This window comes from Streptomyces sp. NPDC033216, from assembly GCF_055577115.1.
Map to the genome: position 1 here is coordinate 89,661 of NZ_JBVIQK010000011.1, position 24,977 is coordinate 114,637.

At 73.4% G+C, this 24,977-nt stretch carries 21 protein-coding genes; 9 read left to right on the forward strand and 12 right to left on the reverse strand.

Annotated elements, in window-relative coordinates:
* Positions 1 to 133: 133 nt before the first annotated feature.
* Positions 134 to 3,049, forward strand: a complete 2,916-nt coding sequence (locus ACZ5Y0_RS21190) for a glycoside hydrolase family 48 protein (RefSeq protein ID WP_469130228.1) — start codon at positions 134 to 136, stop codon at positions 3,047 to 3,049.
* Positions 3,050 to 3,233: 184 nt separating this feature from the next.
* Entirely contained in the window at positions 3,234 to 5,900 is a 2,667-nt protein-coding gene (locus ACZ5Y0_RS21195; RefSeq protein ID WP_469130364.1) for a cellulose binding domain-containing protein, read from the forward strand.
* Between the two features lie 171 nt (positions 5,901 to 6,071).
* On the opposite strand, the gene ACZ5Y0_RS21200 is transcribed toward ACZ5Y0_RS21195, so the two are convergent.
* The gene (locus ACZ5Y0_RS21200; RefSeq protein WP_469130229.1) at positions 6,072 to 7,115 is read right to left on the reverse strand and encodes a helix-turn-helix transcriptional regulator; all 1,044 of its coding nucleotides are present in this window, start codon (positions 7,113 to 7,115) and stop codon (positions 6,072 to 6,074) included.
* A 39-nt stretch (positions 7,116 to 7,154) separates the two neighbouring features.
* Between ACZ5Y0_RS21200 and ACZ5Y0_RS21205 the strand changes: the two genes are divergently transcribed.
* The gene (locus ACZ5Y0_RS21205) at positions 7,155 to 7,634 is read left to right on the forward strand and encodes a hypothetical protein (protein ID WP_469130230.1); all 480 of its coding nucleotides are present in this window, start codon (positions 7,155 to 7,157) and stop codon (positions 7,632 to 7,634) included.
* A gap of 114 nt (positions 7,635 to 7,748) precedes the next feature.
* Here the strand turns inward: ACZ5Y0_RS21205 and ACZ5Y0_RS21210 are convergent, their stop codons facing one another.
* Both ACZ5Y0_RS21210 and ACZ5Y0_RS21215 read right to left on the reverse strand, forming a co-directional pair.
* Positions 7,749 to 8,510 carry a class I SAM-dependent methyltransferase gene (locus ACZ5Y0_RS21210; RefSeq protein ID WP_469130231.1) on the reverse strand — a complete coding sequence of 254 codons (762 nt, stop codon included), beginning with the start codon at positions 8,508 to 8,510 and terminating at the stop codon, positions 7,749 to 7,751.
* A gap of 31 nt (positions 8,511 to 8,541) precedes the next feature.
* On the reverse strand, positions 8,542 to 8,847 hold the full coding sequence (locus ACZ5Y0_RS21215; protein ID WP_469130232.1) for a 4a-hydroxytetrahydrobiopterin dehydratase: 306 nt from the start codon (positions 8,845 to 8,847) through the stop codon (positions 8,542 to 8,544).
* Between the two features lie 254 nt (positions 8,848 to 9,101).
* Between ACZ5Y0_RS21215 and ACZ5Y0_RS21220 the strand changes: the two genes are divergently transcribed.
* From ACZ5Y0_RS21220 to ACZ5Y0_RS21235, 4 genes are all read left to right on the forward strand, one after another.
* Complete coding sequence (locus ACZ5Y0_RS21220) at positions 9,102 to 9,929, forward strand: helix-turn-helix domain-containing protein (RefSeq protein ID WP_469130233.1); 828 nt, start codon at positions 9,102 to 9,104, stop codon at positions 9,927 to 9,929.
* 279 nt (positions 9,930 to 10,208) lie between these two features.
* Positions 10,209 to 11,072 carry a helix-turn-helix domain-containing protein gene (locus tag ACZ5Y0_RS21225; RefSeq protein WP_469130234.1) on the forward strand — a complete coding sequence of 288 codons (864 nt, stop codon included), beginning with the start codon at positions 10,209 to 10,211 and terminating at the stop codon, positions 11,070 to 11,072.
* 73 nt (positions 11,073 to 11,145) lie between these two features.
* On the forward strand, positions 11,146 to 11,964 hold the full coding sequence (locus ACZ5Y0_RS21230) for an SAM-dependent methyltransferase (RefSeq protein ID WP_469130235.1): 819 nt from the start codon (positions 11,146 to 11,148) through the stop codon (positions 11,962 to 11,964).
* Positions 11,965 to 12,279: 315 nt separating this feature from the next.
* A complete protein-coding gene (locus ACZ5Y0_RS21235; RefSeq protein ID WP_469130236.1) occupies positions 12,280 to 12,768 on the forward strand; it encodes a nitrate reductase molybdenum cofactor assembly chaperone in 489 nt (162 codons plus the stop codon).
* A gap of 122 nt (positions 12,769 to 12,890) precedes the next feature.
* On the opposite strand, the gene ACZ5Y0_RS21240 is transcribed toward ACZ5Y0_RS21235, so the two are convergent.
* The 6 genes from ACZ5Y0_RS21240 to ACZ5Y0_RS21265 all read right to left on the reverse strand — a co-directional run bounded on the left by ACZ5Y0_RS21240 (position 12,891) and on the right by ACZ5Y0_RS21265 (position 19,927).
* Positions 12,891 to 13,646 (reverse strand): glycerophosphodiester phosphodiesterase family protein, encoded by a 756-nt coding sequence (locus ACZ5Y0_RS21240; RefSeq protein WP_469130237.1) that lies wholly within the window; start codon positions 13,644 to 13,646, stop codon positions 12,891 to 12,893.
* Positions 13,647 to 13,726: 80 nt separating this feature from the next.
* A complete protein-coding gene (locus tag ACZ5Y0_RS21245; protein ID WP_469130238.1) occupies positions 13,727 to 14,155 on the reverse strand; it encodes an OsmC family protein in 429 nt (142 codons plus the stop codon).
* A 65-nt stretch (positions 14,156 to 14,220) separates the two neighbouring features.
* Positions 14,221 to 15,957, reverse strand: coding sequence for a vWA domain-containing protein (locus tag ACZ5Y0_RS21250; protein ID WP_469130365.1), 1,737 nt, complete (start codon positions 15,955 to 15,957; stop codon positions 14,221 to 14,223).
* Between the two features lie 59 nt (positions 15,958 to 16,016).
* Positions 16,017 to 17,078, reverse strand: a complete 1,062-nt coding sequence (locus tag ACZ5Y0_RS21255; protein ID WP_469130239.1) for an ATP-binding protein — start codon at positions 17,076 to 17,078, stop codon at positions 16,017 to 16,019.
* A gap of 87 nt (positions 17,079 to 17,165) precedes the next feature.
* Positions 17,166 to 19,247 carry a phage holin family protein gene (locus ACZ5Y0_RS21260; protein WP_469130240.1) on the reverse strand — a complete coding sequence of 694 codons (2,082 nt, stop codon included), beginning with the start codon at positions 19,245 to 19,247 and terminating at the stop codon, positions 17,166 to 17,168.
* 278 nt (positions 19,248 to 19,525) lie between these two features.
* On the reverse strand, positions 19,526 to 19,927 hold the full coding sequence (locus ACZ5Y0_RS21265; protein ID WP_469130241.1) for a hypothetical protein: 402 nt from the start codon (positions 19,925 to 19,927) through the stop codon (positions 19,526 to 19,528).
* A gap of 83 nt (positions 19,928 to 20,010) precedes the next feature.
* Between ACZ5Y0_RS21265 and ACZ5Y0_RS21270 the strand changes: the two genes are divergently transcribed.
* Positions 20,011 to 20,784 (forward strand): MBL fold metallo-hydrolase, encoded by a 774-nt coding sequence (locus ACZ5Y0_RS21270; protein ID WP_469130242.1) that lies wholly within the window; start codon positions 20,011 to 20,013, stop codon positions 20,782 to 20,784.
* Positions 20,781 to 21,407, forward strand: a complete 627-nt coding sequence (locus ACZ5Y0_RS21275) for a DedA family protein (RefSeq protein ID WP_469130243.1) — start codon at positions 20,781 to 20,783, stop codon at positions 21,405 to 21,407. The genes ACZ5Y0_RS21270 and ACZ5Y0_RS21275 overlap by 4 nt, the downstream gene beginning before the upstream one ends.
* A gap of 227 nt (positions 21,408 to 21,634) precedes the next feature.
* Here the strand turns inward: ACZ5Y0_RS21275 and ACZ5Y0_RS21280 are convergent, their stop codons facing one another.
* From ACZ5Y0_RS21280 to ACZ5Y0_RS21290, 3 genes are all read right to left on the reverse strand, one after another.
* Positions 21,635 to 22,687, reverse strand: coding sequence for an MBL fold metallo-hydrolase (locus tag ACZ5Y0_RS21280; protein WP_469130244.1), 1,053 nt, complete (start codon positions 22,685 to 22,687; stop codon positions 21,635 to 21,637).
* Positions 22,684 to 23,931 (reverse strand): aminotransferase class I/II-fold pyridoxal phosphate-dependent enzyme, encoded by a 1,248-nt coding sequence (locus tag ACZ5Y0_RS21285; RefSeq protein WP_469130245.1) that lies wholly within the window; start codon positions 23,929 to 23,931, stop codon positions 22,684 to 22,686. The genes ACZ5Y0_RS21280 and ACZ5Y0_RS21285 overlap by 4 nt, the downstream gene beginning before the upstream one ends.
* A gap of 207 nt (positions 23,932 to 24,138) precedes the next feature.
* On the reverse strand, positions 24,139 to 24,942 hold the full coding sequence (locus tag ACZ5Y0_RS21290; RefSeq protein ID WP_469130246.1) for a hypothetical protein: 804 nt from the start codon (positions 24,940 to 24,942) through the stop codon (positions 24,139 to 24,141).
* Positions 24,943 to 24,977 lie beyond the last annotated feature (35 nt).

Genomic DNA, 24,977 nt, shown 5'->3' on the forward strand with positions numbered 1-24,977 from the left:
ACCTGTCGAATCTTTTCGATTCCTCAAGCACCTTGACCGCTCACCCCCCCATCCTCACTATGGGAGCGCTCCCACTGGTTCAAGGCTTGTTGCTCCTCCCCACTTCTCCGAGCCGCAAGGAGGAACCAGCACCATGGATCCCTCACGCAGACGTCGCACGGCGCGGCGGCTGTGGACCGCCGCCGCGGCGGCCCTCGCGCTCCCCCTGGCCATGCTGAGCACGACCACGACCCCCGCCCAGGCTGCGGCACTTCAGTGCAGCGTGGACTACAAGACGAACGACTGGGGCTCCGGCTTCACCGCGGATCTGACCCTCACCAACCGCGGCACGGACCCGATCAACGGCTGGACCCTGAGCTACGCCTACGCCGGCGACCAGAAGCTGACGAACGGCTGGAACGGCAGCTGGTCGCAGTCCGGCAAGCAGATCACGGTGACCAACGCCTCCTACAACGGGACGATCGCCGCCGGCGCGGCGGTCGGCACCGGGGCGCAGTTCACCTACAGCGGCAGCAACGCCGCTCCCTCGAGTTTCTCGGTCAACGGCACCCCGTGCACCGGTGCCCACCAGCCGCCGATCACCGTCCTGACCAGCCCGGCGGCGGGCGCCGTCTACACCCAGGGCGCCGCGGTGCCCCTCGCGGCCACCGCGGCGGCCGCGGACAGCGCGACCATCACGAAGGTCGAGTTCTACGACGACACGGCCCTGCTGGGCACCGACACCAGCGCGCCGTACGCACTGTCGGCCTCGGGGTTGACCGTGGGCAGTCATTCGCTGGTGGCGAAGGCGTACGACAGCCTGGGCGCCTCCGCATCGTCCACGCCGGTCGGCATCACGGTCGCCTCGGGACCGACCGTGGTGGCCTCCGCCACCCAACTCGCGGTCCAGCAAGGCAGGTCGGGAACGTACGAGATACGGCTCTCCACCCAACCGTCGGCCAATGTGACCGTGACGACCGCCCGGACGAGCGGCAACACGGGACTCACGGTCACCGGCGGCGCGAGTCTGACCTTCACGCCGTCGAACTGGAACACCGCGCAGAAGGTGACCGTCACGGGCAACAGTTCGGGCACCGGCGCGGCGACCTTCGAGTCGACGGCGAACGGGCACGCGAAGGCCTCGGTCACCGTCACCCAGATCGCCGCGTCCAAGACGTACGACGCGCGCTTCCTGGAGCTGTACGGCAAGATCACCAACCCGGCGAACGGCTACTTCTCCCCCGAAGGCATTCCGTACCACTCGGTCGAGACGCTGATCGTCGAGGCTCCGGACCACGGGCACGAGACCACGTCGGAGGCCTACAGCTACCTGCTCTGGCTCCAGGCGATGTACGGCAAGGTCACGGGCGACTGGACCAAGTTCAACGGCGCCTGGGAGATCATGGAGAAGTACATGATCCCCACCCACGCCGACCAGCCGACGAACTCCTTCTACAACGCGTCCAAGCCGGCCACGTACGCGCCGGAACTGGACACGCCCGACGAGTACCCGGCGAAGCTGGACGCCGCGGTCTCGGTGGGACCGGATCCCATCGCCGGTGAACTGAGGACCGCGTACGGCACGGACGACGTCTACGGTATGCACTGGCTCCAGGACGTCGACAACGTGTACGGCTTCGGCAACTCCCCCGGCAAGTGCGAGGCCGGCCCGACGGACACCGGCCCGTCGTACATCAACACCTTCCAGCGCGGCGCGCAGGAGTCGGTGTGGGAGACGGTGCCGCAGCCCACCTGCGACGCCTTCAAGTACGGCGGCAAGAACGGGTACCTCGACCTGTTCACCGGTGACGCCTCCTACGCCAAGCAGTGGAAGTTCACCAACGCCCCGGACGCCGACGCGCGGGCCGTGCAGGCCGCGTACTGGGCGGACGTCTGGGCGGAACAGCAGGGCAAGGGCAGCCAGGTCTCGGCCACCGTGGCCAAGGCGGCGAAGATGGGCGACTACCTGCGGTACGCGATGTACGACAAGTACTTCAAGAAGGTCGGCAACTGCGTCGGTCCGTCGACCTGTCCCGCGGGCACCGGCAAGGACTCCTCGCACTACCTGCTGTCCTGGTACTACGCGTGGGGCGGCGCCACCGACACCAGTGCCGGGTGGGCCTGGCGCATCGGCTCCAGCCACACCCACGGCGGCTACCAGAACCCCCTGGCCGCCTACGCCCTCAGCAGCTACGCCGACCTGAAGCCCAAGTCGGCCACGGGTCAGGCGGACTGGGCGAAGTCGCTCGACCGGCAGCTGGAGTTCTACCGGTGGCTCCAGTCCAGCGAGGGCGCCATCGCCGGCGGGGCGACCAACAGCTGGGCGGGCCGCTACGGAACTCCCCCGGCCGGGACGTCGACCTTCTACGGCATGTACTACGACCAGCAGCCCGTCTACCACGACCCGCCGTCGAACCAGTGGTTCGGCTTCCAGGCGTGGTCGATGGAGCGGGTCGCCGAGTACTACCAGCAGACGGGTGACGCGGACGCGAAGGTCGTTCTCGACAAGTGGGTCGACTGGGCGCTGTCCAAGACCACGATCAACCCGGACGGCACCTTCCGCATCCCCTCCACCCTCCAGTGGTCGGGCCAGCCCGACACCTGGAACGCGTCGAGTCCCGGCGCCAACAGGGGACTGCACGTCACCGTCGCCGACTACACCAACGACGTCGGCGTGGCCGCCGCGTACGCCAGGACTCTGACGTACTACGCCGCCAAGTCCGGTGACGCGGAGGCCAAGTCGACCGCGAAGGCGCTCCTGGACGGCATGTGGAACAACAACCAGGACGCCCTCGGCATCGCGGTCCCCGAGACCCGCGCCGACTACAACCGCTTCGACGACGGCGTGTACGTCCCGAGCGGCTGGACCGGCACGATGCCGAACGGCGACGCGATCAACGCCTCCTCCACCTTCGACTCGATCAGGTCCTTCTACCAGGACGACCCGTCCTGGTCGAAGATCGAGAGCTATCTCGCGGGCGGAGCCGCGCCCGTGTTCACGTACCACCGCTTCTGGGCCCAGGCGGACATCGCCATGGCCATGGGCTCGTACGCGGAGCTTCTCGAATAAGCCCCCGCTAAGGCTCCGCGTACCGCGCCGGGCGGTCCCCACCCGCACAGGGGGCCGCCCGGTCGTCGCACTTCCCGCACGAACCCCCACCCGGCCTGCGACCCCCGACCTCCCCACGGCCTCCCACGGCCTCGTCCGGGCTCACATGGCTTCGCGAGGAAGGACCCCCACCGTGACCCCCACCGTGCGAAGAACCCGTGTCCTCACGGCCGCGCTGGCACTCGCGGCCGGCCTGCTCGCCGGCACCCCGCCCGCACTGGCCGCCGACAGCGCCCCGCCCACGGCGCTCGCGGCGGAGTCGTACACCTGGAAGAACGCCCGGATCGACGGCGGCGGTTTCGTCCCGGGCATCGTCTTCAACCGCAAGGAGAAGAACCTCGCCTACGCCCGCACCGACATCGGCGGCGCCTACCGCTGGCAGCAGAACAGCAAGACCTGGACGCCCCTGCTGGACTCGGTCGGCTGGGCGAACTGGGGGCACACGGGCGTGGTGAGCCTGGCCTCCGACTCCGTCGACCCTGACAAGGTGTACGCGGCCGTCGGCACCTACACCAACAGCTGGGACCCGGGGAACGGGGCGGTCATGCGCTCCGCGGACCGGGGTGCGAGCTGGCAGCGGACGGACCTGCCGTTCAAGCTGGGCGGCAACATGCCCGGCCGGGGCATGGGCGAGCGCCTCGCCGTCGACCCGAACCGCAACAGCGTGCTGTACCTGGGCGCGCCGAGCGGCAAGGGACTGTGGCGTTCGACGGACTCGGGTGTCACCTGGTCGCAGGTGGCGAACTTCCCCAACGTCGGCGACTACGTGCAGGATCCGAGCGACACGAGCGGCTACGCCTCCGACAACCAGGACGTCGTCTGGGTCACCTTCGACGAGTCGACGGGATCGTCGGGCAGCGCGACGAAGACGATCTACGTCGGGGTCGCGGACACGGACAACGCGGTGTACCGCTCGACGGACGCGGGCGCGACCTGGTCGCGGGTGGCCGGACAGCCGACGGGCCATCTGGCGCACAAGGGTGTACTGGATACCGTCCATGGCCAGCTGTACATCGCATACAGCGACAAGGGGGGGCCGTACGACGGCGGCAAGGGCCGGCTGTACCGGTACTCGACGGCGACCGGCACGTGGACGGACATCAGCCCGGTCGCCGAGGCCGACACCTACTACGGTTTCAGCGGACTGACCGTCGACCGGCAGCACCCCGGCACGGTGATGGCGACCGCCTACAGTTCCTGGTGGCCCGACACCCAGATCTTCCGCTCCACCGACAGCGGGGGCACCTGGACGAAGGCGTGGGACTACGCGCCGTATCCCGACCGCCGGAACCGGTACACCATGGACGTCTCGTCGTCCCCCTGGCTGACCTGGGGCGCGAACCCGTCACCGCCCGAGCAGACGCCGAAGCTGGGCTGGATGACGGAGTCGCTGGAGATCGACCCCCTCGACTCGAACCGGATGATGTACGGCACCGGAGCGACCCTCTACGGCACGGAGAACCTCACCAACTGGGACTCCGGCTCCCCGTTCACCATCAAACCGATGGTGCAGGGCCTGGAGGAGACCGCGGTCAACGACCTCGTCTCTCCCCCGACCGGCGCGCCCTTGATCAGCGCCCTCGGTGACATCGGCGGCTTTCGGCACACCGACCTCACCAAGGTTCCGTCGATGATGTTCACCTCGCCCAACTTCACCACGACGACGAGCCTGGACTTCGCCGAGTCCGACCCGAACACGGTCGTGCGGACCGGCAACCTCGACTCGGGCCCGCATGTGGCGTTCTCGACGGACAACGGCGCCAACTGGTTCGCGGGCACCGACCCTTCGGGGGTGAGCGGCGGTGGGACGGTGGCCGCGGCGGCCGACGGCAGCCGTTTCGTGTGGAGCCCGGCGGGCGCCGGCGTGCACCATACGACGGGCTTCGGCACCTCCTGGTCGGCGTCGAGCGGCATCCCGGCCGGCGCGATCGTGGAGTCCGACCGCGTCGACGCGAAAACCTTCTACGGCTTCAAGTCGGGCAGGTTCTACGTGAGTTCGGACGGCGGCGCGACCTTCACCGCGTCCTCCGCGACCGGCCTGCCCAGTGGGGACAGCGTGCGGTTCCAGGCGCTGCCCGGCACGAAGGGCGACGTCTGGCTGGCCGGCGGGACCGGCGACGGGGCGTACGGCCTGTGGCACTCGACGGACGGCGGCGCGAGCTTCACCAAGCTGTCGAACGTCGAGGAGGCCGACACGATCGGCTTCGGCAAGGCGGCCACGGGCGCCTCGTACCAGACGCTCTACACCAGCGCCAAGATCGCCGGCGTGCGCGGCATCTTCCGTTCCACGGACAGGGGCGCGACCTGGACGCGGATCAACGACGATGCCCACCAGTGGGGTTGGACCGGCGCCGCTATCACCGGTGACCCGCGGGTCTACGGCCGCGTCTATGTCTCGACGAACGGCCGGGGCGTCGTCTACGGCGACACCTCGGACCCCGCGGGCGGTGGCGGCGGGGGCGGCGGCACGGATCCGACGCCGACCCCGACGGGCGCCTGCAAGGTGACCTACACGATCACCAACCAGTGGTCCGACGGCTTCCAGGCCGACGTGAGGCTTGCCAACACGGGGACGCGCGCCTGGTCGGGATGGTCGCTGAACTGGGCCTTCGCAGGCGGGCAGCGGGTCTCCCAGCTGTGGAACGCCGAGTACACCCAGTCGGGTGCGACGGTGACCGTGAAGAACACCGGCTGGAACGGCACCGTGGCGGCGGGCTCCTCGGTGAGCTTCGGCTTCACGGGAGCCTGGTCGGGCACGAACACGAAACCCGTCGCGTTCAAGCTGGGCGATCAGAACTGCGCGGTGGGGTGACGGCCCGAGCGCGGCAGCCACCGAGTCCCTGGGGCGCGTGCCGCGAGCGGCACGCGCCCTTCGCGCGGGCAACCGGTCAGGTGTACGGACCGTCGGCCTCGGCGCCGTCGCCGGGGACGCCCCGGACGGCGACGAGACGGACCTGGTGCCGTGGGGGGAAACCGGAGGCGGTCAGCATGCGGGGGTCGCCGGAGGTGCCGTACTCGTCGACGCGGGTGCCGTCGGGGAGTCCGACGCCGACGGGCCGGGGTCGCCGGGGCCTTCGTACGGTTCGTCGAGGGGGGCACGGTAGCGCTCGGCCAGAGCGGTCACGGTCCGCGCGAGGCGCGCGCGCAGCTCGGGCGGGCCGAGCACCTCCACATCCGCGCCGAGCCGCAGGAACTCGTCGTGCGCGCGCTCCACGGACTCGACGGGGACGGTCACCACGGTCCGGCCGTCGGCTTCCCTCCCCCGTCCCACCGGGGTCGCGCGCGCCAGCGTCACGCCCGGCGCCAGCCGCACCACCGCCCTGGCGGTGTGGAGCCGCTCGTGGAAGTCCTGCTGGTACGCCGTCCAGTAGGCGGCCAGGTCGAAGTCGTCCGGACGGACGAACCGTTCCCCGGAGGCGGTGAGCCGGAGGATCTGGTCGACGCGGAACGTCCGCGGGCCGGGTCCGGCGACCACGTACCAGCGGCCCGCCTTGAGCACCAGGCCGTACGGCTCCAGCCTGCGGTCCACATCGGTGGGGGTACGCCAACGGCGGTATACGACATCCAGTACACGGTTGTTCCACACCGCGTCGGCGACCTCCGGCAGATACGGCGCCTCCTCCGCCTGCGCGTACCAGCCCGGCGCGTCCAGATGGAAGCGCCCGCTGACCCGGTCGGCGCTCTCCCGCAATTCCGCCGGCAGCGCCGCCCGCACCTTCAGCCGGGCGGCGGCCAGCACCGCGCCGAGACCGAGCTGCCCGGCGGGACCGGGCGCGCCCGCCAGGAACAGTGCCTGCGCCTCCTGGGCCGTCAGGCCGGTCAGCCGCGTGCGGTACCCGTCGAGGAGCCGGTATCCGCCCGCGTGCCCCGCGTCTCCGTACAGCGGGACGCCCGCCGCGACGAGGGCTTCGACGTCCCGGTAGACCGTGCGCACCGACACCTCGAGTTCCGCCGCGAGCTGGGCGGCGGTCATCCGGCCGCGGGTCTGGAGCAGCAGCAGGATCGAGACGAGTCGGCTGGACTTCACTGACACAGGGTGTCAGTGAAGCGCGCCTAACGTCACGCCATGACCTTCACCGAGAAACTGCTGACCGTGCCGCCGCCGATCGAGGTGGCGGGACGGAGCATCAAGCGCTACCACGTCACCACCGACCCCGCGGGGATCGCGCCCGAGGTGCAGCGGGCGGCGTACGCGATCCTGCCCGAGCTGCTGCCGGAGCCGGACGGGACACCACCGGCCACGTTCGTCGTGCTGCACCGGGGCGGTGACGACGGCGCCTACCTCAACGCCTACAGCTGGGTCTGGGACAACGTCCTGCACTTCAGGGGCGCGGCGGCGGGCCAGCCGGTCCTGGGCTGCCCGGACCGAGACCCGGCGCACTTCGTCACGACGGACCGCCCGTGGATCGGCTGCGTCTGGGAGCTGCCGCCCCTCCTGCACGAGCGGGACGCGTGGGTGCGGCATCTGCTCGTCCCCGAAGTGCCGAACCTCGCCGCCTACGTGGCGGACTCGATGCCCGCAGGAACCACGGGGGACCGCGCATGAGAACGGCCGCTCGCCTGCGGTTCGTGCGGTCGGGGAATCGGCGACGGTGGCCCACCGGGAGCGAGCCTTCGGCCGACGGCGTGGACACCTGGGCGACCGACTGGATCGCGCACGTCACACGCCCGTCGGCGTTCTCCCCGGCTTCCGGTACGCCTTCAGGGTGAACCAGGGGTCGGGTCGGGACCGGTCCTGGTCGGGCAGCGCGGCCAGCCGCGTGGCGAACGCCTCCGCCGGCGGCTCGCCCGGCGGCAGTGTGACGAACCAGCCCCGCCGCAGGTCGGCGATGGTGCGGCGCGGGCTGCGCCCCTGGCCCCGGCCGCGGAAGCGGCCCTGGCCCGCGGGGACGAGACCGCGGTCGACGGCGTACGACTCGACGAGCGCCGCCCCGTCACGGGCCGCGCTGGGCGGTCGGGAGGCGAGGACGGCGTCGATGTCGCTGCCCACGTTGTGCGAGGCGGCCTTGTCGACGGTGGTGACGTACACGCCGTCGGGCCGCAGCACCCGCGCACACTCGGCGACGATCGCCCGCACGTCCGCGTCGGTCGGGGCGAGATGCAGCAGCCACACGCTGCTGACCGCGTCGAACTCCCCGTCGCGGAACGGCAGTCGGCGACTGTCGGCCCGCACCACGGCACCGGGGAGCCGTACCGCGGCCCGGCGGAGCATCGCCGCGGCGAGGTCGACGCCGGTCACCCGCAGGCCGTCGCGCCCCGCGGCGAGCCTGCGGGTGACGATGCCGGTGCCGCAGCCGATGTCGAGCAGACCGCGTGTCCCGTCCGGCAGGAGGGCCAGGACGGCCTCCGCGGCGGCTGCCGCGCGGGGTTCGCCGCCGCGCGAGGCGTCGTAGCGTGCGGCTTCCTCGTCGTAGTCCAGCACGCGGCTCCCCCCTTCCCGTCCGCGGTGCGTCTCAGTGCGCGCCGTGCGCCGGGGCCAGGTCCCGCACCCGGCGGGCCAGCTCGAAGTCGAGGTCGGTGACGGCACCGCCCGCGCTGTGGGTGTGCACCGCGAGGGAGACCGTGCGGTAGCCGAGGGTCAGCTCGGAGTGGTGGTCCAACTCCTCCTGGACCTGGGCGACATGGACGACCAGGGCGGTCGCGGCGAGGTGGGAGGCGAGGCGGTAGGAGCGGGTGAGGCGGCCGGCGTCGTGGGACCAGCCGGGCAGCTCCGCGAGCCGGTCGTCGATCTCCTCCTGCGACAGCGGTGCGACGGCCATGACCTGGCTCCCTTCCGTGGGGTGGGTGGGTGTCGGGTACGCGTTCAGCCTGCCACAGGAGAGCCGAGGCGGCCCTGGTCGGGAGGGTTCCCGCCGTCCGGGCGGGAAACCCTCGGGGTGCGGGTGCGGGCGTTCCTCGGGGTGCGGGTGCGGGCGCGGGCGTTCCTCGGGGTGCGGGTGCGGGCGTTAGGGCGTACGGCCCGGTGCGCGGCGCGGCGCGGCCTTCCGCCCGCCGCTCGGCTACGGTCGTCCCTATGACCATTCTCGCGACCGGCACCTCGGGCTCCGCCGCCCCCGCCGACCGGGGCGTCGGCCCCCTGCTGCGGGCCTGGCGGGAGCGGCGCAAGGTCAGCCAGCTGGAACTGGCGCTGCGCGCGGACTCCTCGGCCCGGCACATCAGCTTCGTCGAGACGGGCCGCTCCCGGCCCAGCGAGGAGATGGTGCTGCGACTGGCCGAGCACCTCGACGTGCCCGTGCGCGAGCGCAACGCCCTGCTGGTGGCGGCCGGTTACGCCCCCCGCTACCGCGAGACCCCGCTGGACGATCCGGCGCTGGACGCGCTGCGCGCCGGCCTGGAGCGCCTGATCCAGGGGTACGAGCCGTATCCGGCACTGGTGGTGGACGCGACGTACAACGTGCTGGCGGCCAACCGCGGGATCACCATGCTGATGGACGGCCTCCCGGAGTCACTGCTCGCGCCGCCGCTGAACGCTATGCGGCTGACGCTGCACCCGGAGGGCCTCGCGCCGCGCATCCGCAACCTGTCCGAGTGGCGCGGGCATCTGCTGGCCCAGATGGAACGGCAGATCGCCCTCCACCGCTCCCCGCCGCTGCGGGCGCTGTACGAGGAGGTCGCCGCCTATCCGGTTCCCGAATCGGCGCCCGAGACGGAACCCGCTGAGCCGGTGCCGTACTTCGCGCTGCCCATGGTGATCGAGCACGAGGGGCGGACGCTGTCGTTCATCTCGTCGATCGCCACGTTCAACACGCCGATGGACGTGACGGTCGCCGAACTGGCCGTCGAGACGCTGCTCCCGGCCGACCCGGCGACGGTCAAGTACCTGCACTCGCTGGTGAGCTGAACCCGCTGATGAGCCGGCGCACACTCAGGGCCACTCCCCTGGGGACGGGTTCCGGAGCGGAGTGCGCCGCCCCGGAGCCCGTTGCCTCCACGATCCCGTCCGCGCGGGCCGCCGTCGATGACCCACGAGGTAATGCGCCGGGCCGCGGACGGGCCGCCGTGACGCGACGCGCCGGAGACCCTCCGCACGACCCCGCGTCCCCTCCCGCCGGTCCTGTCGCGGCACGGCCGGAACATGACACACTGACCGGCGTGCTTCGACACGTAGGGGAGACGTGGCGTGAGTGAGCGGCGACCCGCACCCACGGTGGGCCAGGTGGTGCTCGGCAGACGGCTACAGGAGTTGCGCGAGGCGGCGGGCCTCAGCCGCGAGGAGGCGGCCCGCGCGCTGCGGGTGGCCCCGGCGACCGTGCGGCGCATGGAGACGGCCGAGGTCTCCCTGAAGATCCCCTACGTGCAGGTGCTGCTGGAGACGTACGGGGTGGCCGAGGAGGAGTCCCGCACCTTCGTCACCCTCGCCGAGGAGGCGAATCGGCCCGGCTGGTGGCAGCGCTTCCACGACGTGCTGCCGGAATGGTTCAGCCTGTACGTGAGCCTGGAGGGCGCGGCCCGGCTCATCCGCTCGTACGAACCCCACTTCGTACCGGGCCTGTTGCAGACGGAGCGGTACGCGCGAGCCGTGCTGGAGGCCGGGACGGTCGGCCGGACGAGCCCGGAGGCCATCGAGCGGCACGTGTCACTGCGGCTGGCCCGGCAACAGCTGCTGGAAGGCCCCCACCCGCCGCACCTGTGGGCCGTACTGGACGAAACGGTCCTGCGCCGACCGGTCAGCGTCGACGCCGACGTCATGTACGAACAGATCGACAAGCTGCTGGAGTTCGCGGAGCGGGACCGGATCACCTTGCAGGTGGCGGAGTTCGCGAGCGGCCCGCACCCGGGGACGTCCGCGCCGTTCTCGCTGTTCCGTTTCGCCGAACCCGAACTGCCCGACATGGTCGTCACGGAATATCTGTCCGGCGCCCTGTACCTGGACTCGCGCCGGGAGGTCTCCGCGCACCTGGAGGTCCTCGACCACATGACGACGCACGCCGCGTCGGCGCAGGACACGATGAAGCTCCTGCGGGACGTCCGCGGGGAGTTCTGAGTCCGCGGGGAGTTCTTGAGTCCGCCACCTTTTCGACCCTTCCAGCTCGCCCCCTCACCAGGAGAAGACGCGCATGACCGGATCCGAGTCCGAGGCCGCCGTCCGCATCGACACCAGCCGGCCGCATCCGGCCCGGGTGTACGACTGGTGGCTCGGCGGCAAGGACAACTACCCCGTGGACGAGGAGCTGGCCCGCAGGATCCTCGCCGTGGACGGAACGGTGCTGCGCGGGGCGCGCGCCAACCGCCGGTTCATGCAGCGGGCCGTGCGCACCGTCGCCGAGACGGGCGTCCGCCAGTTCCTGGACATCGGTACGGGCATCCCGACCGAGCCCAATCTGCATCAGGTGGCGCAGAGCGTCGACCCCACATCGAGGGTCGTCTACGCCGACAACGACCCGATCGTGCTGCGGCACGCGCAGGCGCTGCTGCACGGCTCGGCCGAGGGTGCCACCGAGTACGTGCACGCCGACGTCCGGGACGTCGGCACGCTGCTGCGCCGGGCGGCCGACTTCCTGGACCTCGACCGGCCGGTGGCGCTGTCACTGGTCGCGCTCACCCACTACCTGGGCGAGGACCCGGGGGGCGACGACGTGTACGGGCTGCTGAAGCGGTACGTCGACGCGCTCGCGCCCGGCAGTCACCTGATCCTCTCGCAGGTCACCCCCGATCTGAACCCGGAGGCGATCGAGAAGGCCGCGAACCATTTCCGGCGCGGCGGCACCCCCTTCCACCCGCGCTCGCTGGCGGAGTTCTCCCGCTTCTTCGAGGGTCTGGAGCTGCTCGGTCCGGGCGTGATCCCGGTCTCCGGCTGGCGACCCGACCCCGAGGACGTGGCTCTCCAGGCGGAGGGCATCGTGCCGGTGTACGCGGGGGTGGCCCGCAAGCCCTGAGACGCCGGGTGCCGGACGGCCGGCCCCGCCGCGTGCCGGGGCCGCGCGTGAGGTACGCCGCCCCGGGTCGCCCGGCGCGGGGTGACCCGTACGGGCGCCGTGAACGGGTGCGCCGCCGCGCCCGCACCTAGGTTCGGGACAGGGGCGAGCAAGGGAGCGTCCTGTGACCTGCACGGAGACACCGCCCGCCGCGCCACCGTCCGCCGAGCCACCGGGAGCGGCGACATCGAGCGTGGCGATATCGGGCCTGGCGACATCGGGCGCGGCGGCACCGGCATCCGCTCCCCCGCGCGTGCGCCCCGCGAAGGAGGCGTGATGCCCTCGGACGCCGTGCTGTACCAGGCTGCCGCGCTCTGTCTGACGTATCCCGACGACGACCTGTACGCGCGGCTGCCCCTGGTGCGTGAAGCGGCCCCGCCCTTGCGGGAGTTCACCGATCACGCGGCCGTGACGCCACGGGCGGAGCTGGCCGTGCACTACACGCGGGTGTTCGGCTCCGAGGACCGGACCGGCCTTCATCTGAGCCGGTGGTACGACGAGCACGACCGGCGGGACGGCATCTCCCCCGGCCGCTTCGAGGACCTCTACCGGCGGCACGGGCTGGAGCTGACCGGCGAGGAGCTGCCCGACTTCCTGCCCGCGGTACTGGAGTTCGCCGCCCGCACCGGCGACACCCGCCTGCTCACCGGGCATCGCGCGGGCCTGGAGCGGCTCCGTTCCCGGCTGACCGGCGCCGGCACACCGTACGCGTCCGTTCTGAACGCCGTATGCGCCACACTGCCGACCGTATACACCGGACCGTAGTCCCACGGTCCCGCCGGGGCGCCGACCGCTCCGGTCTGCACCGGCCTCGTCGTCGAGGGAGCACCTGGCGAGTGCCGTCCTGCGCGTGTTTAGTTCGACCACCGCGCGACCGCCGGGAGGGGTCACCGGGACGCGCTGCCCGCCGGAAGGTCGCGGCGTGGTTCGCCGCGCAGCCGCACGGCGTGCCACGGCCGGTCCGTGACCAGCACGTCCACTCGGGGATCGGCGAGGAAGGTCCGCAGTCCGGCGTCGTCGTTGACCGTCCACACCAGGGTGAACAGGCCCTGCCGGGCCGCCCCGCGCAGCACGGTGGCGCGCGCCAGCCGCTGGTGGACGGCGACGCCGTGCGCCCCGCAGGCCCGCAGGCGTCGTGTCGGGAAGAGTTCGCCGGCGCGGATCCCGGCCAGCCGGGCCATCCCGACCTCCCGGCGGTCGCGCCCCAGTGACAGGGCGGTGCGCACGCCGGGGAAGCCGCGGGTGATCGCGGCGACGGAACGGTCCTCCAGCGTCGTGGCGACGAACCCGTCACGGCCGAGCAGAGCCACGGCGAGGTCGATCACCTCCCGCTCGTGGCCGGTCTCCTTCAGGTCCAGCTGCCCGATCAGCTTTCCCGCGACCAGCGCCATGACCTCCTCGACGAGCGGCACACGGTGTTCGGTCCGCGCGCGCAGTTCGGCGTACGTGATGCGGGACAGCGGCGGTCCGTCGCTCCCGGCGCGCGGGTCGTGGTGGACGACGAAGACGCCGTCGGCGGTGCGCCGGATGTCGAACTCGGCGTACTCGGCGCCCGAGGAGAGCGCGTCCTCGTACGCCTCGAGGGTGGCTGCCGTACGGTGCTCGCTGCCGCCGCGATGGGCGGAGACGGCGGGTCGTGTCATTCGTCTTCCTCGCGGACGCACCGGATCCCGGGCACCCGGCCGGTCGTGCGGACCGCGCGACCGGCCGGGTGCCCGCGGGCTCAGGCGAGCTTGGCGGACAGGGTGATCGGTACGGCCTTCAGGGCCTGGGAGACCGGGCAGTCGACCTTGGCCTTCTCGGCTGCGGCGACGAAGGCGTCGGCGTCGAGGCCCGGCACGGTGCCCTCCACCGTGAGGTGGATGCCGGTGATGCCCTCGCCCGGCTGGAAGGTGACGTCGGCCGAGGTGACCAGCTTGGTGGGCGGGGTGCCGGCACCGGCCAGGGCGTGCGAGAACGCCATGGAGAAGCAGCTGGAGTGGGCGGCGGCGATCAGCTCTTCCGGGCTGGTCCTGCCGTTCGCCTCCTGGGTGCGGGCGGCCCACGTCACGGGCTGCTCGTCGATGGCACCGGAGGAGTCGAAGGTGACGACCCCGTTGCCCTCGATGAGGCTGCCTTCCCAGACGGTGTGTGCGGAGCGCGTGGTGGCCACGGTTGTTCCTTTCGCATGGTTTTCCCGTAGGACGGGTTTCCCTGCCCATCCGATCACACTCGCCGTCACCGCACCCGGAAGACCGGCCCGCGAGGGGTGAACGGCAGGTGGCGGCCCTGCGGGATCAGATACGCGTGCTCGCGCCGGACCCGCAGGACGTCGCACGCGCCGTCGGTGATGACGAGGACCGGAGCGCCGCGCGGGAAGTCGTCCGCCCGGTGCAGGAGGTCGATGCCGGGCTGGAGGACGGTGCCGCCACGGCCGTGCACCCTGACCCGGCCGGCGATGTCGGTGACCGGCAGGTAGCCCGCGTCGTGCGGGGCCGCGTCGCAGAAGACGACCCGGGCGGCGGGTACGTCGCGCGCCTCGGCGTAGGAGGCGATGGCGCCGAGCGCCTTGCCGAGGAGGGTGCGGTCCATCGAGCCGGAGGTGTCCAGCACTACGCCGAACGTGCAGCGGGCGATCTCCTCGGGCGGGAAGTACCGGCCCGCCCGTGGGATGTCGGGCGTGGAGGCCTGGCGGCGCGCGGGCCTGGCGTACGTGCGCACCGGCTCGGGCCGGGGCACGAACTCGTCGAACCAACGGGCCAGCAGCGCGTCCCAGGGCAGGGGTGGGTGGCTGAGCGCGCGGATCTCCTCGACGAGGCCCCCGGGCAGGTATCCGCGTTCCTGGCGCTCGTGCAGGTCGAGGCCGTGGGCCAGGCCGCGCCGGTAGAAGCCGTCGAGGTCGACATGGTCACGGGGCGGACCGAGCGGGGCGCCGAGCACGTCGCCGACGCCCTTGCCGCGCGGGGTGGACAGGCGGCGCATCCGGCGCAGGTCGCCGGCGATCCGGTCGTAGACCTCCTCGGCGGACAGGCCGGCCAGCTCCCGGTCGTACAGCAGTCCTTCGGGCATGGTGCCGACCTGCATCTCGCGCAGCCAGCCGTTGATGACGTAGTCGCAGGCCACGTTGAAGAGGTACGGGTCGCGGGTGCCGCAGCGGTCGCCGTGGCGCAGGGCCGCGTGCAGCAGTTCGTGGGCGAGGACGAACCGCCATTCCTCGTCCTCGAACGTCCGTACGGGGTTGACGTACACCTCGCCCGCCTCCGCGTTCACGGCGGCGACGGAGATGCCGTGGGCGCGGGCGATCTCGGCGTCGGCGACGAGCGTGATGCCGGCCGCGATGCCGCCCAGCAGCGGGTACGAGGAGATGAACCAGCTCAGCGCCTTCTCCCAGGGGCGTCGGCCCGGCGGCTCACCGTCGGGACCGTCGCGGCGGCCGCCCGCCACGTCCATCGCGGCGGACACCGTCCGGGTGAGGGCGGTCGCGAACGCCAGCTGCCGGTCGGGCGGCTGCGCGAAACGCCAGCCGTCCCACGGCAGCAGCAACTGGTCGGGTTCGGCGCCGGCCGTTCCGCAGTGTTCGTAGGCCGCCGGGAGGCCGGTGCGCCGCCAGCGGTCGGCGAGCTGCTCCTCGTCGCCGTCGGGGTACGTCGGCGGCAGGTCGTCGGGGGCGGCGCCGACGGGGAACGTCAGCAGGAAGCGGTTGACGACCGTGCAGCGGGCGGCCCGCTGGTACCGGTCGGGCTGGACCCGCTCGCCCTTGTCCGCCGGGAGGTGCCCGAAACCGAGGTGGAGGGCGGCGTGGGCGAGCGACCACGCCCACCGGGCGGGCTCCGCGATCCGGTCGGGCCGGGCGTGGACCCTGCCGTCGGAGTCGACGCGGAGGAGGCCGTCCCGGGGCGCGAGGTCGCAGTCCACGTGCCGGCAGGCGTCGAAGTCGACGGCGGCCAGTGCCGGGTTGGCGCGCATCAGCCGCATGCCCTCGGCGAACGCCTCACCGGCGAGGTCCCGCTTCCTGCGGCCGCCCCGGCCGCGGCTCACCGGCGGGCCTCCACCAGGCGGGGCATGTCCCGGGCCGCCTCGATGAGGAACCAGGCGGGCAGCACGGGGTTGCCGTCGGCGTCCGGGGCGATGACGCTCTGGGCGACCTCCACGGAGATCTCGGCGAGCTGCACGAGCAGCGACTTGGCGCGGTAGGCGGTCTGCCGGCCGTTCGCCGACATGTGCTCCTTGACGGCGGGCAGTTCCTTCACCAGCCGGCCGCGGAACGACTCGGCGAGGTAGTAGAGCAGATCGCGGTCCTGCGGACGGTGCGGCCAGGGGGCGTCGCCCTTGATGACGGCCTCGATGCCGTACCGGCTGCGGACGATCTTGACGTAGCCGCAGAAGGCGGTGGCGTGCGCGGGGGTCAGCGTGCCGTGCGCGAGGACCCTCAGGGTGTCCTCGTCGAGGTCCCGGCCGAAGGAGTGCAGGGCGTCGGAGAGCATGTGCCAGGAGCGGGGCGTGGAGAACGGCTCCTCGGTCTTCGGCGGCTTCGACCACAGGTGGTCGGGCCGGTCGGTGAGGTGGTCCAGGACCCACGGGTGGATGCCGTTGTCCGCCGCCCAGACGAGCCAGTCCGCGGCGGAGGCCACCAGGTGGACGTGGGTGAGGCGGTTCACCAGTGCGGAGGCGATCGGGCGGGCGAGGGCGTTGTCGGTGGCCCGGTTGCCGGCGCCGATGACGATGGAGCCCTTCGGCAGTTCGTAGTTCCCGATCCGGCGCTCGAGGATCAACGAGTAGAACGCCTTCTGCACGTCCGGTGTGGCCGCGTTCAGCTCGTCCAGGAACAGGCAGTACGGCTCGTCGCGGGCGATCGCCTCCGGCGGGCAGAACACCGAGCGCCCGTCCCGGATCTGCGGCACGCCGATCAGGTCCTCGGGCGCGAGCTGGGTGCCCAGCAGACTCACGCACTCCAGGCCCAGGGAGGCGGCGAAGTCCCGCACCAGGGAGGACTTCCCGATGCCGGGTGCGCCCCAGAGGAACACGGGCCGCACGGTGGCGAGGCCGAGCAGCAGCTCCGGTATGCGGGAGGGAGTGACGGTGACGGCTGCCTGCACGCAGCGACTCCTGGGGGTCCGGGCGGGCGCGCGGGTGCGCGATTCACGAACAGTGTGTGCGTACGGATCCGTGGTCGCAGCCGATTTTCAGGCCGCCCGCTCCTCGCCCGCCGTCTCCAGCGGCACCTGGGGCCCGTCCGCCTCGCGCAGCCAGCGGCGCAGGACGCGGTGGACCTGCTCGGCGCCGGTCAGGTCCTCGCCGTCCTCGACCGGTGCGGACAGGGCGAGGGGGGACAGCAGGAACGGTTTCGCCTGGGCGCCGCCGAGGCCGCCGTGCGAGCCGATCTGTTCCTCGAAGGCGAGGACCTCGCCGTCGGCCGGGTCGTGGAAGGAGTTGACCATGATGTCGGCGGTGTGCGGGAAGGAGTGGGTGCGGCGCACGGCCTCGGCGGCACCCGGCCCGAACACGGCCAGCGGCCCCGGTTCCTCGTCGAGCCGGTCGACGGGTATCTCCGCGCCGTACGCGCCCAGCACGACCCCGCCGTGCTGCTCGCTGCGGACGAGCAGGAAGCCGATGCCGGGATGGTTGGCGAGCGTGGGCAGCAGTGCGGGGTGGCGGGCGTCCATCTCCTCCTTGCTCATCCGGTGCGGCACGTCCGGGAAGGACACCAGGCCGAGGTTGCCGGAGGCGAGCACGATCGGCTCCGAGCGGCGGGCCGGGCGGTGCTGTTCGCCGCCCTCCTCGACGGGCCTGCGCAGCGCCGCCCGGACGGCCGCGCGCGCCTCGGCGCCACTGTGGGTGCGCCGCGCCCGGCGCGGCACGGGCAGCCCGCAGCCCGCCCGGACCAGGTCGGCGAGGGTGAGGCCGTAGCGGGCGCGGAAGGTCTCGCCGGGACTCTGCCCGTGGTCGGACAGGACGACGACGCGGTACGGCCGGGGGGCGTGCTCGGCGACGCTCTCGATGAGCGCCAGGGACCGGTCGAGGCGGGCGAGGACCCGCTCGGCGTCGCGGCCGAGCGGTCCGGAGTGGTGCGCCACTTCGTCGTAGGCGACCAGGTCGGCGTAGACGGCGCTGCGGCCGGCCAGCATGTCGCCCGTCACCGCGGCGACGACGACGTCCCGTTCGACGACGGTCGCGAAGGCGCGGATGAACGGGTACAGGCCGCCGCGGGCCACGCGGGGACGCTGCTTGCGCAGCCGGGCGCGGGTGGACTGGCCGATCTCCCGGCCGACCTCCGCCACGAAGGACAGGGCGGTGCGGACGGCGTTGGCCGGGTCGGAGAAGTAGGCGAAGTATCCGGCCCGCGAGCGGGTCGCGCGGCTGCGGCGGCGGGTGGCGATGGACAGCACGAGGGCCTGTTCGCCGGCGCCCCCGCCGAAGAGGTTGCCGCGGCTGGCGCCGTCGGCGGAGAGCAGCCCGCCGTCGCCGGTGCGTTGCACGGCCCGGCGCTGGAGTTCGGCGGCGCTGGTCGGACGGTTGCAGACCATCACCTCCCGGCTGTCCTTCTCGTACCAGCGGAACGCGGGCACGTCGAAGTTGCTGCCGTGCAGGATGCCGAGCTGGCTCGCCCCGGTCTGGCTGGACCAGTCGGTGCGCCAGGGGGTGAGGCGGTGGGTGGCGCTGGCCGCCGCCTCCGGTCCGGCGCCCAGCCACTTGGCGACGGTCGGCATCAGCCCCTTCACGACGGCCGCGGCCAGCACGTCGTGGCCGACCCCGTCGAGCTGGATGAAGACGGTGCCGTGGGTGGCGGGGCAGGTCGGCCCGCCTCCGCGGCGGCGGTCGGCGAGGCGGTACAGGCGGCGCCGGTAGGCCTCGTCGTCCCGCACGGCGAGGGCGCCGCCGGTCGCGGAGGCGACGGCGGACATCACGGCGGCCACGATGACGGCGGTCTCGGGGGCGGCCTCGCTCTGCCCCGACGGGTTCAGCCGCAGAGCCAGCAGAAGGAGCGAGCCGTTGAGGAAGAACACCAGCAGGCCGAGGACGAGCGCCGGCACGAGCAGCAGCAGGCGGACGAGGAGCGGCCAGGCGAGCGCCGACAGTACGCCGAAGACACCGGCCCCGGCGGCCGCGGTGACGGCTATGGTGGTGGCGCTGTCCCCGTCGGGCGACTGGAGCCGGAAGTCGGGCAGGACGCCCGCGAGCACCAGCATCGTGACCGTGGACACGCCCCACACCGCGACGCTCCGCCCGGCCTGACTGACGGCCCGCCGCCAACGCCCCTCGCCCACGCCCCGTACACCTCACGTCCCGGCCCGTCATCGGTGCGGCCCTGTGCCCACCACCCTGTCACACGGACGGCCGAGGGCCACCGGATCCGGAGAGCCGCGGCCCTCCCCTGAAGCTGGGGCGCCGGCGGCGTCCCGAGCGGCGCGGGCCGGTGTCGCCGTGCGGCTCCGCCACGTGCGCGCGACCGGGCACGGCACACCCACGGACAGCACCGCGTCCCCCGGACACGAAGCCGAGGACGCGGGCCGCCGACGCGAAGCCGCGGAGAGCCCTCGAGCGATCAGCGCCCGTCGTACCCCGCCGTCGGCATCGACAGTCTCCGGTGCACCCGCGCCTTCATCTGGGCGTCGTAGGCGGGTTCGGCGACGCCCACCGTCTCCACCCGCACCCCCCGCCGCGCGCACTCCCGGGCGAACTCCTCCACGGACGACAGGGCGCTCTCCAGCACCCGCCGGCTGGGTGCGACGAAGAGGTCGACGCCGGCTCTGACACCGTCCCACAGCACGCAGTGGTCCGGCCGCAGCCCGCGGACCAGCAGCTCGCGGCTGACGACGTAACCTTGTTCCGCGGCCCACCGCGCGCACATCGCGTGCTGGCTGCGGGAGTCCACCAGGAAGGGATCGGCGTCCAGTTCCTCCAGCGGCGTCAGACTCGCGATCGCCGTGACCCGCACCGGTCCCATGGGGTCCCCCTCACCTCCGGGTTTCGCCGCCGACCCTACTCCTGCCCGTAGGCTTCGGGGAGTCGCGCGAAGGGGGTAAAGAGGTGCCGGTGGAGATCACCTGGTGGGGTCACGCCACCTGCACGATCACGGATTCGGACGTGCGTGTGCTCACCGATCCCCTGTTCGCCCGTCGGCTGGCGCATCTGCGGCGACGTCGAGGGGCGTTGCCCCCGCCGGACGCCTGGCGGGCGGACGTGGCGCTCGTGTCGCACCTGCACTCCGATCATCTGCACGTTCCCTCGCTGGCGCGGCTGGCGCCGGGCACCCGCCTGCTGGTGCCCCGTGGCGCGCCGCGCGCCGTACCGGGCCTGCGGCGTCTGGCCCATCTGCGGCTGACCGAGGTCGCGCCGGGCGACGAGACGACCGTCGGCGACCTGCGCGTGCGCGCCGTGCCCGCGCTGCACGACGGGCGGCGGCTGCCGGTGGGCCGGCACCGCTCCCCCGCGCTCGGGTACGTCGTGGAAGGCGAGGCGCGGACGTACTTCGCCGGGGACACCGGCCTGTTCGAGTCGATGGCCGAGGAGGTCGGCCGGGTCGACGTGGCGCTGCTGCCGGTGGGCGGCTGGGGGCCGTACCTCGGGGAGGGGCACCTGGACGCGGGGCGGGCCGCGGAGGCGCTGGCCCGGCTGGCGCCGCGCAGTGCGGTGCCGGTGCACTACGGCACGTACTGGCCGATCGGGATGGACGCCGTGCGCCCTCATGAATTCCACGCGCCGGGCGAGGAGTTCGTGCGCCTGGCGGCGGAGCGCGCGCCGGATGTGGTGGTGCACCGGCTCGGGCACGGGGAGAGCGTGTGTCCCGAGGTCGCCCGATGACGCCGCTGGCCGCCGTCACGACGGTCGTGCCGACGGAGGCCACCCAACAGGCGCTCGGCTACCCGTCGTTGTTCCTGCTGGTGCTGATCGGCGCGCTGGTGCCGGTCGTGCCGACGGGGGCGCTGGTGAGTTCGGCGGCCGTGGTCGCGTTCCACCAGACGGCGCCGTTCTCGCTGGCCCTGGTGTTCGTGACGGCGTCGCTGGCCGCGTTCTGCGGGGACGCGGCGCTGTACGGGCTGGGCCGGCGAGGGATGCGGTCGAAGAACGGCTCGCGCTGGCTGGCGGCGATCCGGTCGAGGGCACCGGAGGAGCGGCTCGCGCAGGCCCAGGAGAAGCTCGCCGACCACGGTACGGCGGTGCTGGTGCTGTCCCGGCTGGTGCCCGCGGGCCGCATCCCGGTGATGCTGGCGTGCCTGATGGCCGAGTGGCCGCTGCGCCGGTTCGCGCGCGGCAACCTCCCGGCCTGCCTGGCGTGGGCGGTGACCTACCAGTTGATCGGCATACTCGGCGGTTCGCTGTTCCCGGAACCGTGGGAGGGCGTCGTGGCGGCGGTGGCCTTGACGCTGCTCCTCAGCCTGGTGCCGGGCCTGTGGCGCCGGATGCGTGAACGGTCGGCCGGCTGAGGGCCGCGGGGCCGGTCGGACGGGAGCGGGGCGCGGCGGGCTCGCGGGCGGGAGCGGGGCGGGCTCGCGGGCGGGAGCGGGGGGCCGGTTCCGACCGGGCGCGCGGTGTTCCGACCGGGCGCGCGGTTCCGCGCGCGCCTGAGGCGCCCTGAGCCGGCCTGAAGGCCCTCAGCCGGACTGAGTCTCCGTGTCCGCCGGAGCCGGGCTTCCCCCTCCCCGGCGGAGCGTCACAGCACCCGCGAGCCCCCCACCGGCAGGTCCCACAGGTCCTCGCGGGCCAGGCCGGCCTTCTCCCAGGCGGCCCTCACTCGTGTGAGGGGTTCGAGGACGGGTTCGGCGGAGAGGACGAAGGTGCCCCAGTGCATGGGGGCCATCCGGCGTGCCCCCAGGTCGCGTGCCGCCCGTACCGCCTCCTCCGGGTCGCAGTGGACGTCGCTGAGCCACCAGCGGGGGTCGTAGGCGCCGATGGGCAGCAGCGCGAGGTCGATTCCGGGGTAGCGCCGGCCGATGCGGGAGAACCAGTGGCCGTAGCCCGTGTCGCCCGCGAAGTAGACCCGCTGTCCGTCGCGGTCGGTGAGCACCCACCCTCCCCACAGGGTGCGGCACGTGTCGACGAGGCTGCGCTTGGACCAGTGGTGGGCCGGTACGAAGTCGAGGCGGACGCCGGACAGTTCGGCCGCCTCCCACCAGTCCAGCTCGGTGACACGGACGAACCGGCGGCGCCGGAACCAGTTCCCGAGCCCGGCCGGCACGAACACGGGAGTGTCGCGCGGGAGTCGGCGCAGGGTGGGGGCGTCGAGGTGGTCGTAGTGGTTGTGGCTGATGACGACGGCGTCGACGGGCGGCAGGGTCTCCCAGGGGACGCCGACGGGGGTGATGCGGGCCGGGGTGCCGATGATGCGGCGGGACCAGACCGGGTCGGTCAGGACGGTCAGGCCGCCGATCCGCACCACCCAACTGGCGTGCCCGGCCCAGGTGACGGCGACGGTGCGGGTGTCGACGCGGGGCAGCGGGCCCGGTTCGAAGGGCAGTCGCGGGACGTCGGCGAGGCCTTCCTTCCCCGGCCGTACGGCGCCTTCGCGGGCGAAGCGGGCGAGGGCCTTGAGGCCGGGCAGCGGGGCGGTCAGCCGGTCGTGGAAGGAGCGCGGCCACACCCGGCGTTCGTCCAGCGGGCGGGGTTCGGGGAGCGGCGGGACGGGAAGGGCCGCGGGGGACTCGACCGGCGGGGCACCGGTGTCCCGCACAGCCCTGGGGGTGGTCGACTCGGACTGCTGCGTCATCGAGGAGGCTCCCATCGCTGAGCGTCGTCACGGAGATCGTCGAGGACCGACCTCAGATGGTTCAACGCGCGTTGCACGTGTGGCAGTTCCAACGGTGTGGGTGACCGGAGGCATTCCGCGCGCTGCGCGTGCGTGCCGCCCAGCAGCATGCCCGTGGAGAGCCGTACGCGCAGCGCCCCGAGATCGTCTCCGAAGCGGTGGCCGCCCGGCGCGGGCATGCCGAGCCGGGCGGTGAGCAGGTCCTCCAGATCCTGTGCGTCGCCGACGCCCCGCGCCGCCAACTCCTCGCGCAGCGGCGCGAGGTCGGCGTACAGGTGTCGGCCGGAACGCGGTGGCAGGGCGAGGGCGCCCGCGGCGACGACGGCGCTGTGCGCGGCGGCTGCCACGCGCGCGTGCAGGCGTACGGCGGTCTCCACGCGCGTGGTGACGGGCTCGGGCTCGGTCAGGGTGAAGGCGGCTGCCGCGGCGACGGGGGCGGCGACGCGCGCGTCGAGCGCGGTGAGGACGTCGAGGACGCGCGCGTGGAGGTCGTCCCCGGTGGTCGTGGCGGGGAGGCGGGCGACGGCGGCGGGCCAGCCGGTGGGCAGCAGGGCGCCCGCGAGGTCGCTGACGACGGTGACCCGTTCGGGCAGCATCTCGGCGGGACTGACCAGGACGGTGTCGTGCGGGGCGTGCAGGGTGTCGCGCCAGGTCTCGTCGCTGATCAGGTGCAGGCCCTCGTCGGCGGCGGCCTCCACGGCATCGTGCAGCAGCTCGGGCGGGGCGACGGTGGCGGTGGGGTCGTCGGCGACGGACAGCACCAGCAGCCGTGGGTCGCCGCCCTCGGCACGGACCCGGCGCACGGTCTCCAGGAGGGCGTAGGGGTCGGGGACGCCACCGCACTCGGCGGGCGTGGGCACATGGTAGACGGGCCGTCCCAGCAGGCGTGCGTACGGCGCCCACCAGGCGGCGCAGGGCCTCGGCACCAGGACGTCGCCCCCGACGGCGGCGGTCAGCGCGACCAGCAGGGCGGGGGCGCCGGGCCCGGCCACGACCCGGTCCGCTCCGGTCGGAGTGCCGCGCCGTTCCCAGTAGCCGCATGCGGCGTCCAGGAGGGCCCGGCCGCCGCCGACGGGCTCGCCGTCGGCGCGTTCGGCGGCCGCGGCGAGGACGGCGGCGAGTTCGGGCAGTACGGGCAGGCCGTCCACGGGCGGCGCCGGCCCGTAGCGGACGGGGCCGTGCCCTTCCGGTTCCGTGCCCCGCATCCCGTCCTCCGCGCCGTCGCTGCCTGCTGCCCTGTGGTGCCGCCGACCGCCGGACTCGCCGTGCGGCGGCGGGACTTCGTCCGCGTACCGGGTGATGCGTGACGGGCGTCCGGGGCCTGGCGGGCCCTCGGGGTGTCGAGTACCCCGGGTGCCGTCGGCCCATGACCGCGGGCCGGTGTCGCGCCGCTCACAGCGGGCCGGGCGGGGTCAGGCGCCCGCCGTGCGGTCCCGGCGGCGCAGCCGGTGGACGGCGGCGCCGAGCGCGCCGGCGATCAGCAGTCCGCCGGCGACCAGGGCGGGGACGGAGTCGGTGAAGGTGCCGCCGGTCCCGGCGTGTACGCCGTGCTGGACGGGCGCGCCGGGGCAGGCGGTGCCGTGCCACGCGGTGTCGCGGGAGGCGGTGCCGTGCCACCCGGTGTCGTGGGAGGCGGTGTCGTGGGGGGTGGGGCAGGAGGGCTGGGGCGCGGGGTCGGTGGGGCAGGATGCGGGGTGGCGGGGGGTGGTGTGGTCGGACGCGCACGGTTGGGGAGTGCCGCAGCCCGTGGGGTGCGAGGGCGCGCAGGTCGGGGCGCTCGGTCCCGCGCTCCCGCCCGCGCGGGAGACGTCGTAGGTGGCGCTCCACGGGCCGCCCTGGCCGCCGGGCGGTGCCGGGCAGGTGCCGTCCACGGTCCACGCGGAGTCCTCGCCGACCGCGTCGGCCGGTACGTCGAGGTCCGCGGCCGGGGCGATCCGGGCGGTGCCCCGGTACGCGGGGCCGGTCAACTCGTCGCCGCCGGGTTCCAGGGCGAGCTTGACGGTGCCCTCCTCGAAGGCGTCCGAGTCGGCGTCGATGGTCCCGGGGGCGGGCGCGCCGAGGGGGTCGCAGGTCACGGTGACGGTGACGCTGCTTCCGGGAGCGGCCGTGGCCGGGCTGATCTCCGCCGCCGGGTCCGCGGACGCGGCCGGGGCGACGCCGGTCAGCACGGCACCGGCCAGGGCGGCGACGGACAGGACACGGGCGGTGCGGCGCATGGCACGGCTCCTTCGGCCGACGACTGCGAGGCACA

Coding starts and splice junctions, on each gene's coding strand:
- ACZ5Y0_RS21250 (WP_469130365.1), bottom strand. CDS start 15,957: ATGCGGCTGATGCGCGCCAACCCGGCACTGGCCGCCGTCGACTTCGAC.
- ACZ5Y0_RS21240 (WP_469130237.1), bottom strand. CDS start 13,646: ATGACACGACCCGCCGTCTCCGCCCATCGCGGCGGCAGCGAGCACCGT.
- ACZ5Y0_RS21265 (WP_469130241.1), bottom strand. CDS start 19,927: ATGGGACCGGTGCGGGTCACGGCGATCGCGAGTCTGACGCCGCTGGAG.
- ACZ5Y0_RS21190 (WP_469130228.1), top strand. CDS start 134: ATGGATCCCTCACGCAGACGTCGCACGGCGCGGCGGCTGTGGACCGCC.
- ACZ5Y0_RS21280 (WP_469130244.1), bottom strand. CDS start 22,687: ATGACGCAGCAGTCCGAGTCGACCACCCCCAGGGCTGTGCGGGACACC.
- ACZ5Y0_RS21285 (WP_469130245.1), bottom strand. CDS start 23,931: ATGCGGGGCACGGAACCGGAAGGGCACGGCCCCGTCCGCTACGGGCCG.
- ACZ5Y0_RS21235 (WP_469130236.1), top strand. CDS start 12,280: ATGCCCTCGGACGCCGTGCTGTACCAGGCTGCCGCGCTCTGTCTGACG.
- ACZ5Y0_RS21290 (WP_469130246.1), bottom strand. CDS start 24,942: ATGCGCCGCACCGCCCGTGTCCTGTCCGTCGCCGCCCTGGCCGGTGCC.
- ACZ5Y0_RS21275 (WP_469130243.1), top strand. CDS start 20,781: ATGACGCCGCTGGCCGCCGTCACGACGGTCGTGCCGACGGAGGCCACC.
- ACZ5Y0_RS21220 (WP_469130233.1), top strand. CDS start 9,102: ATGACCATTCTCGCGACCGGCACCTCGGGCTCCGCCGCCCCCGCCGAC.
- ACZ5Y0_RS21230 (WP_469130235.1), top strand. CDS start 11,146: ATGACCGGATCCGAGTCCGAGGCCGCCGTCCGCATCGACACCAGCCGG.
- ACZ5Y0_RS21215 (WP_469130232.1), bottom strand. CDS start 8,847: ATGGCCGTCGCACCGCTGTCGCAGGAGGAGATCGACGACCGGCTCGCG.
- ACZ5Y0_RS21205 (WP_469130230.1), top strand. CDS start 7,155: ATGACCTTCACCGAGAAACTGCTGACCGTGCCGCCGCCGATCGAGGTG.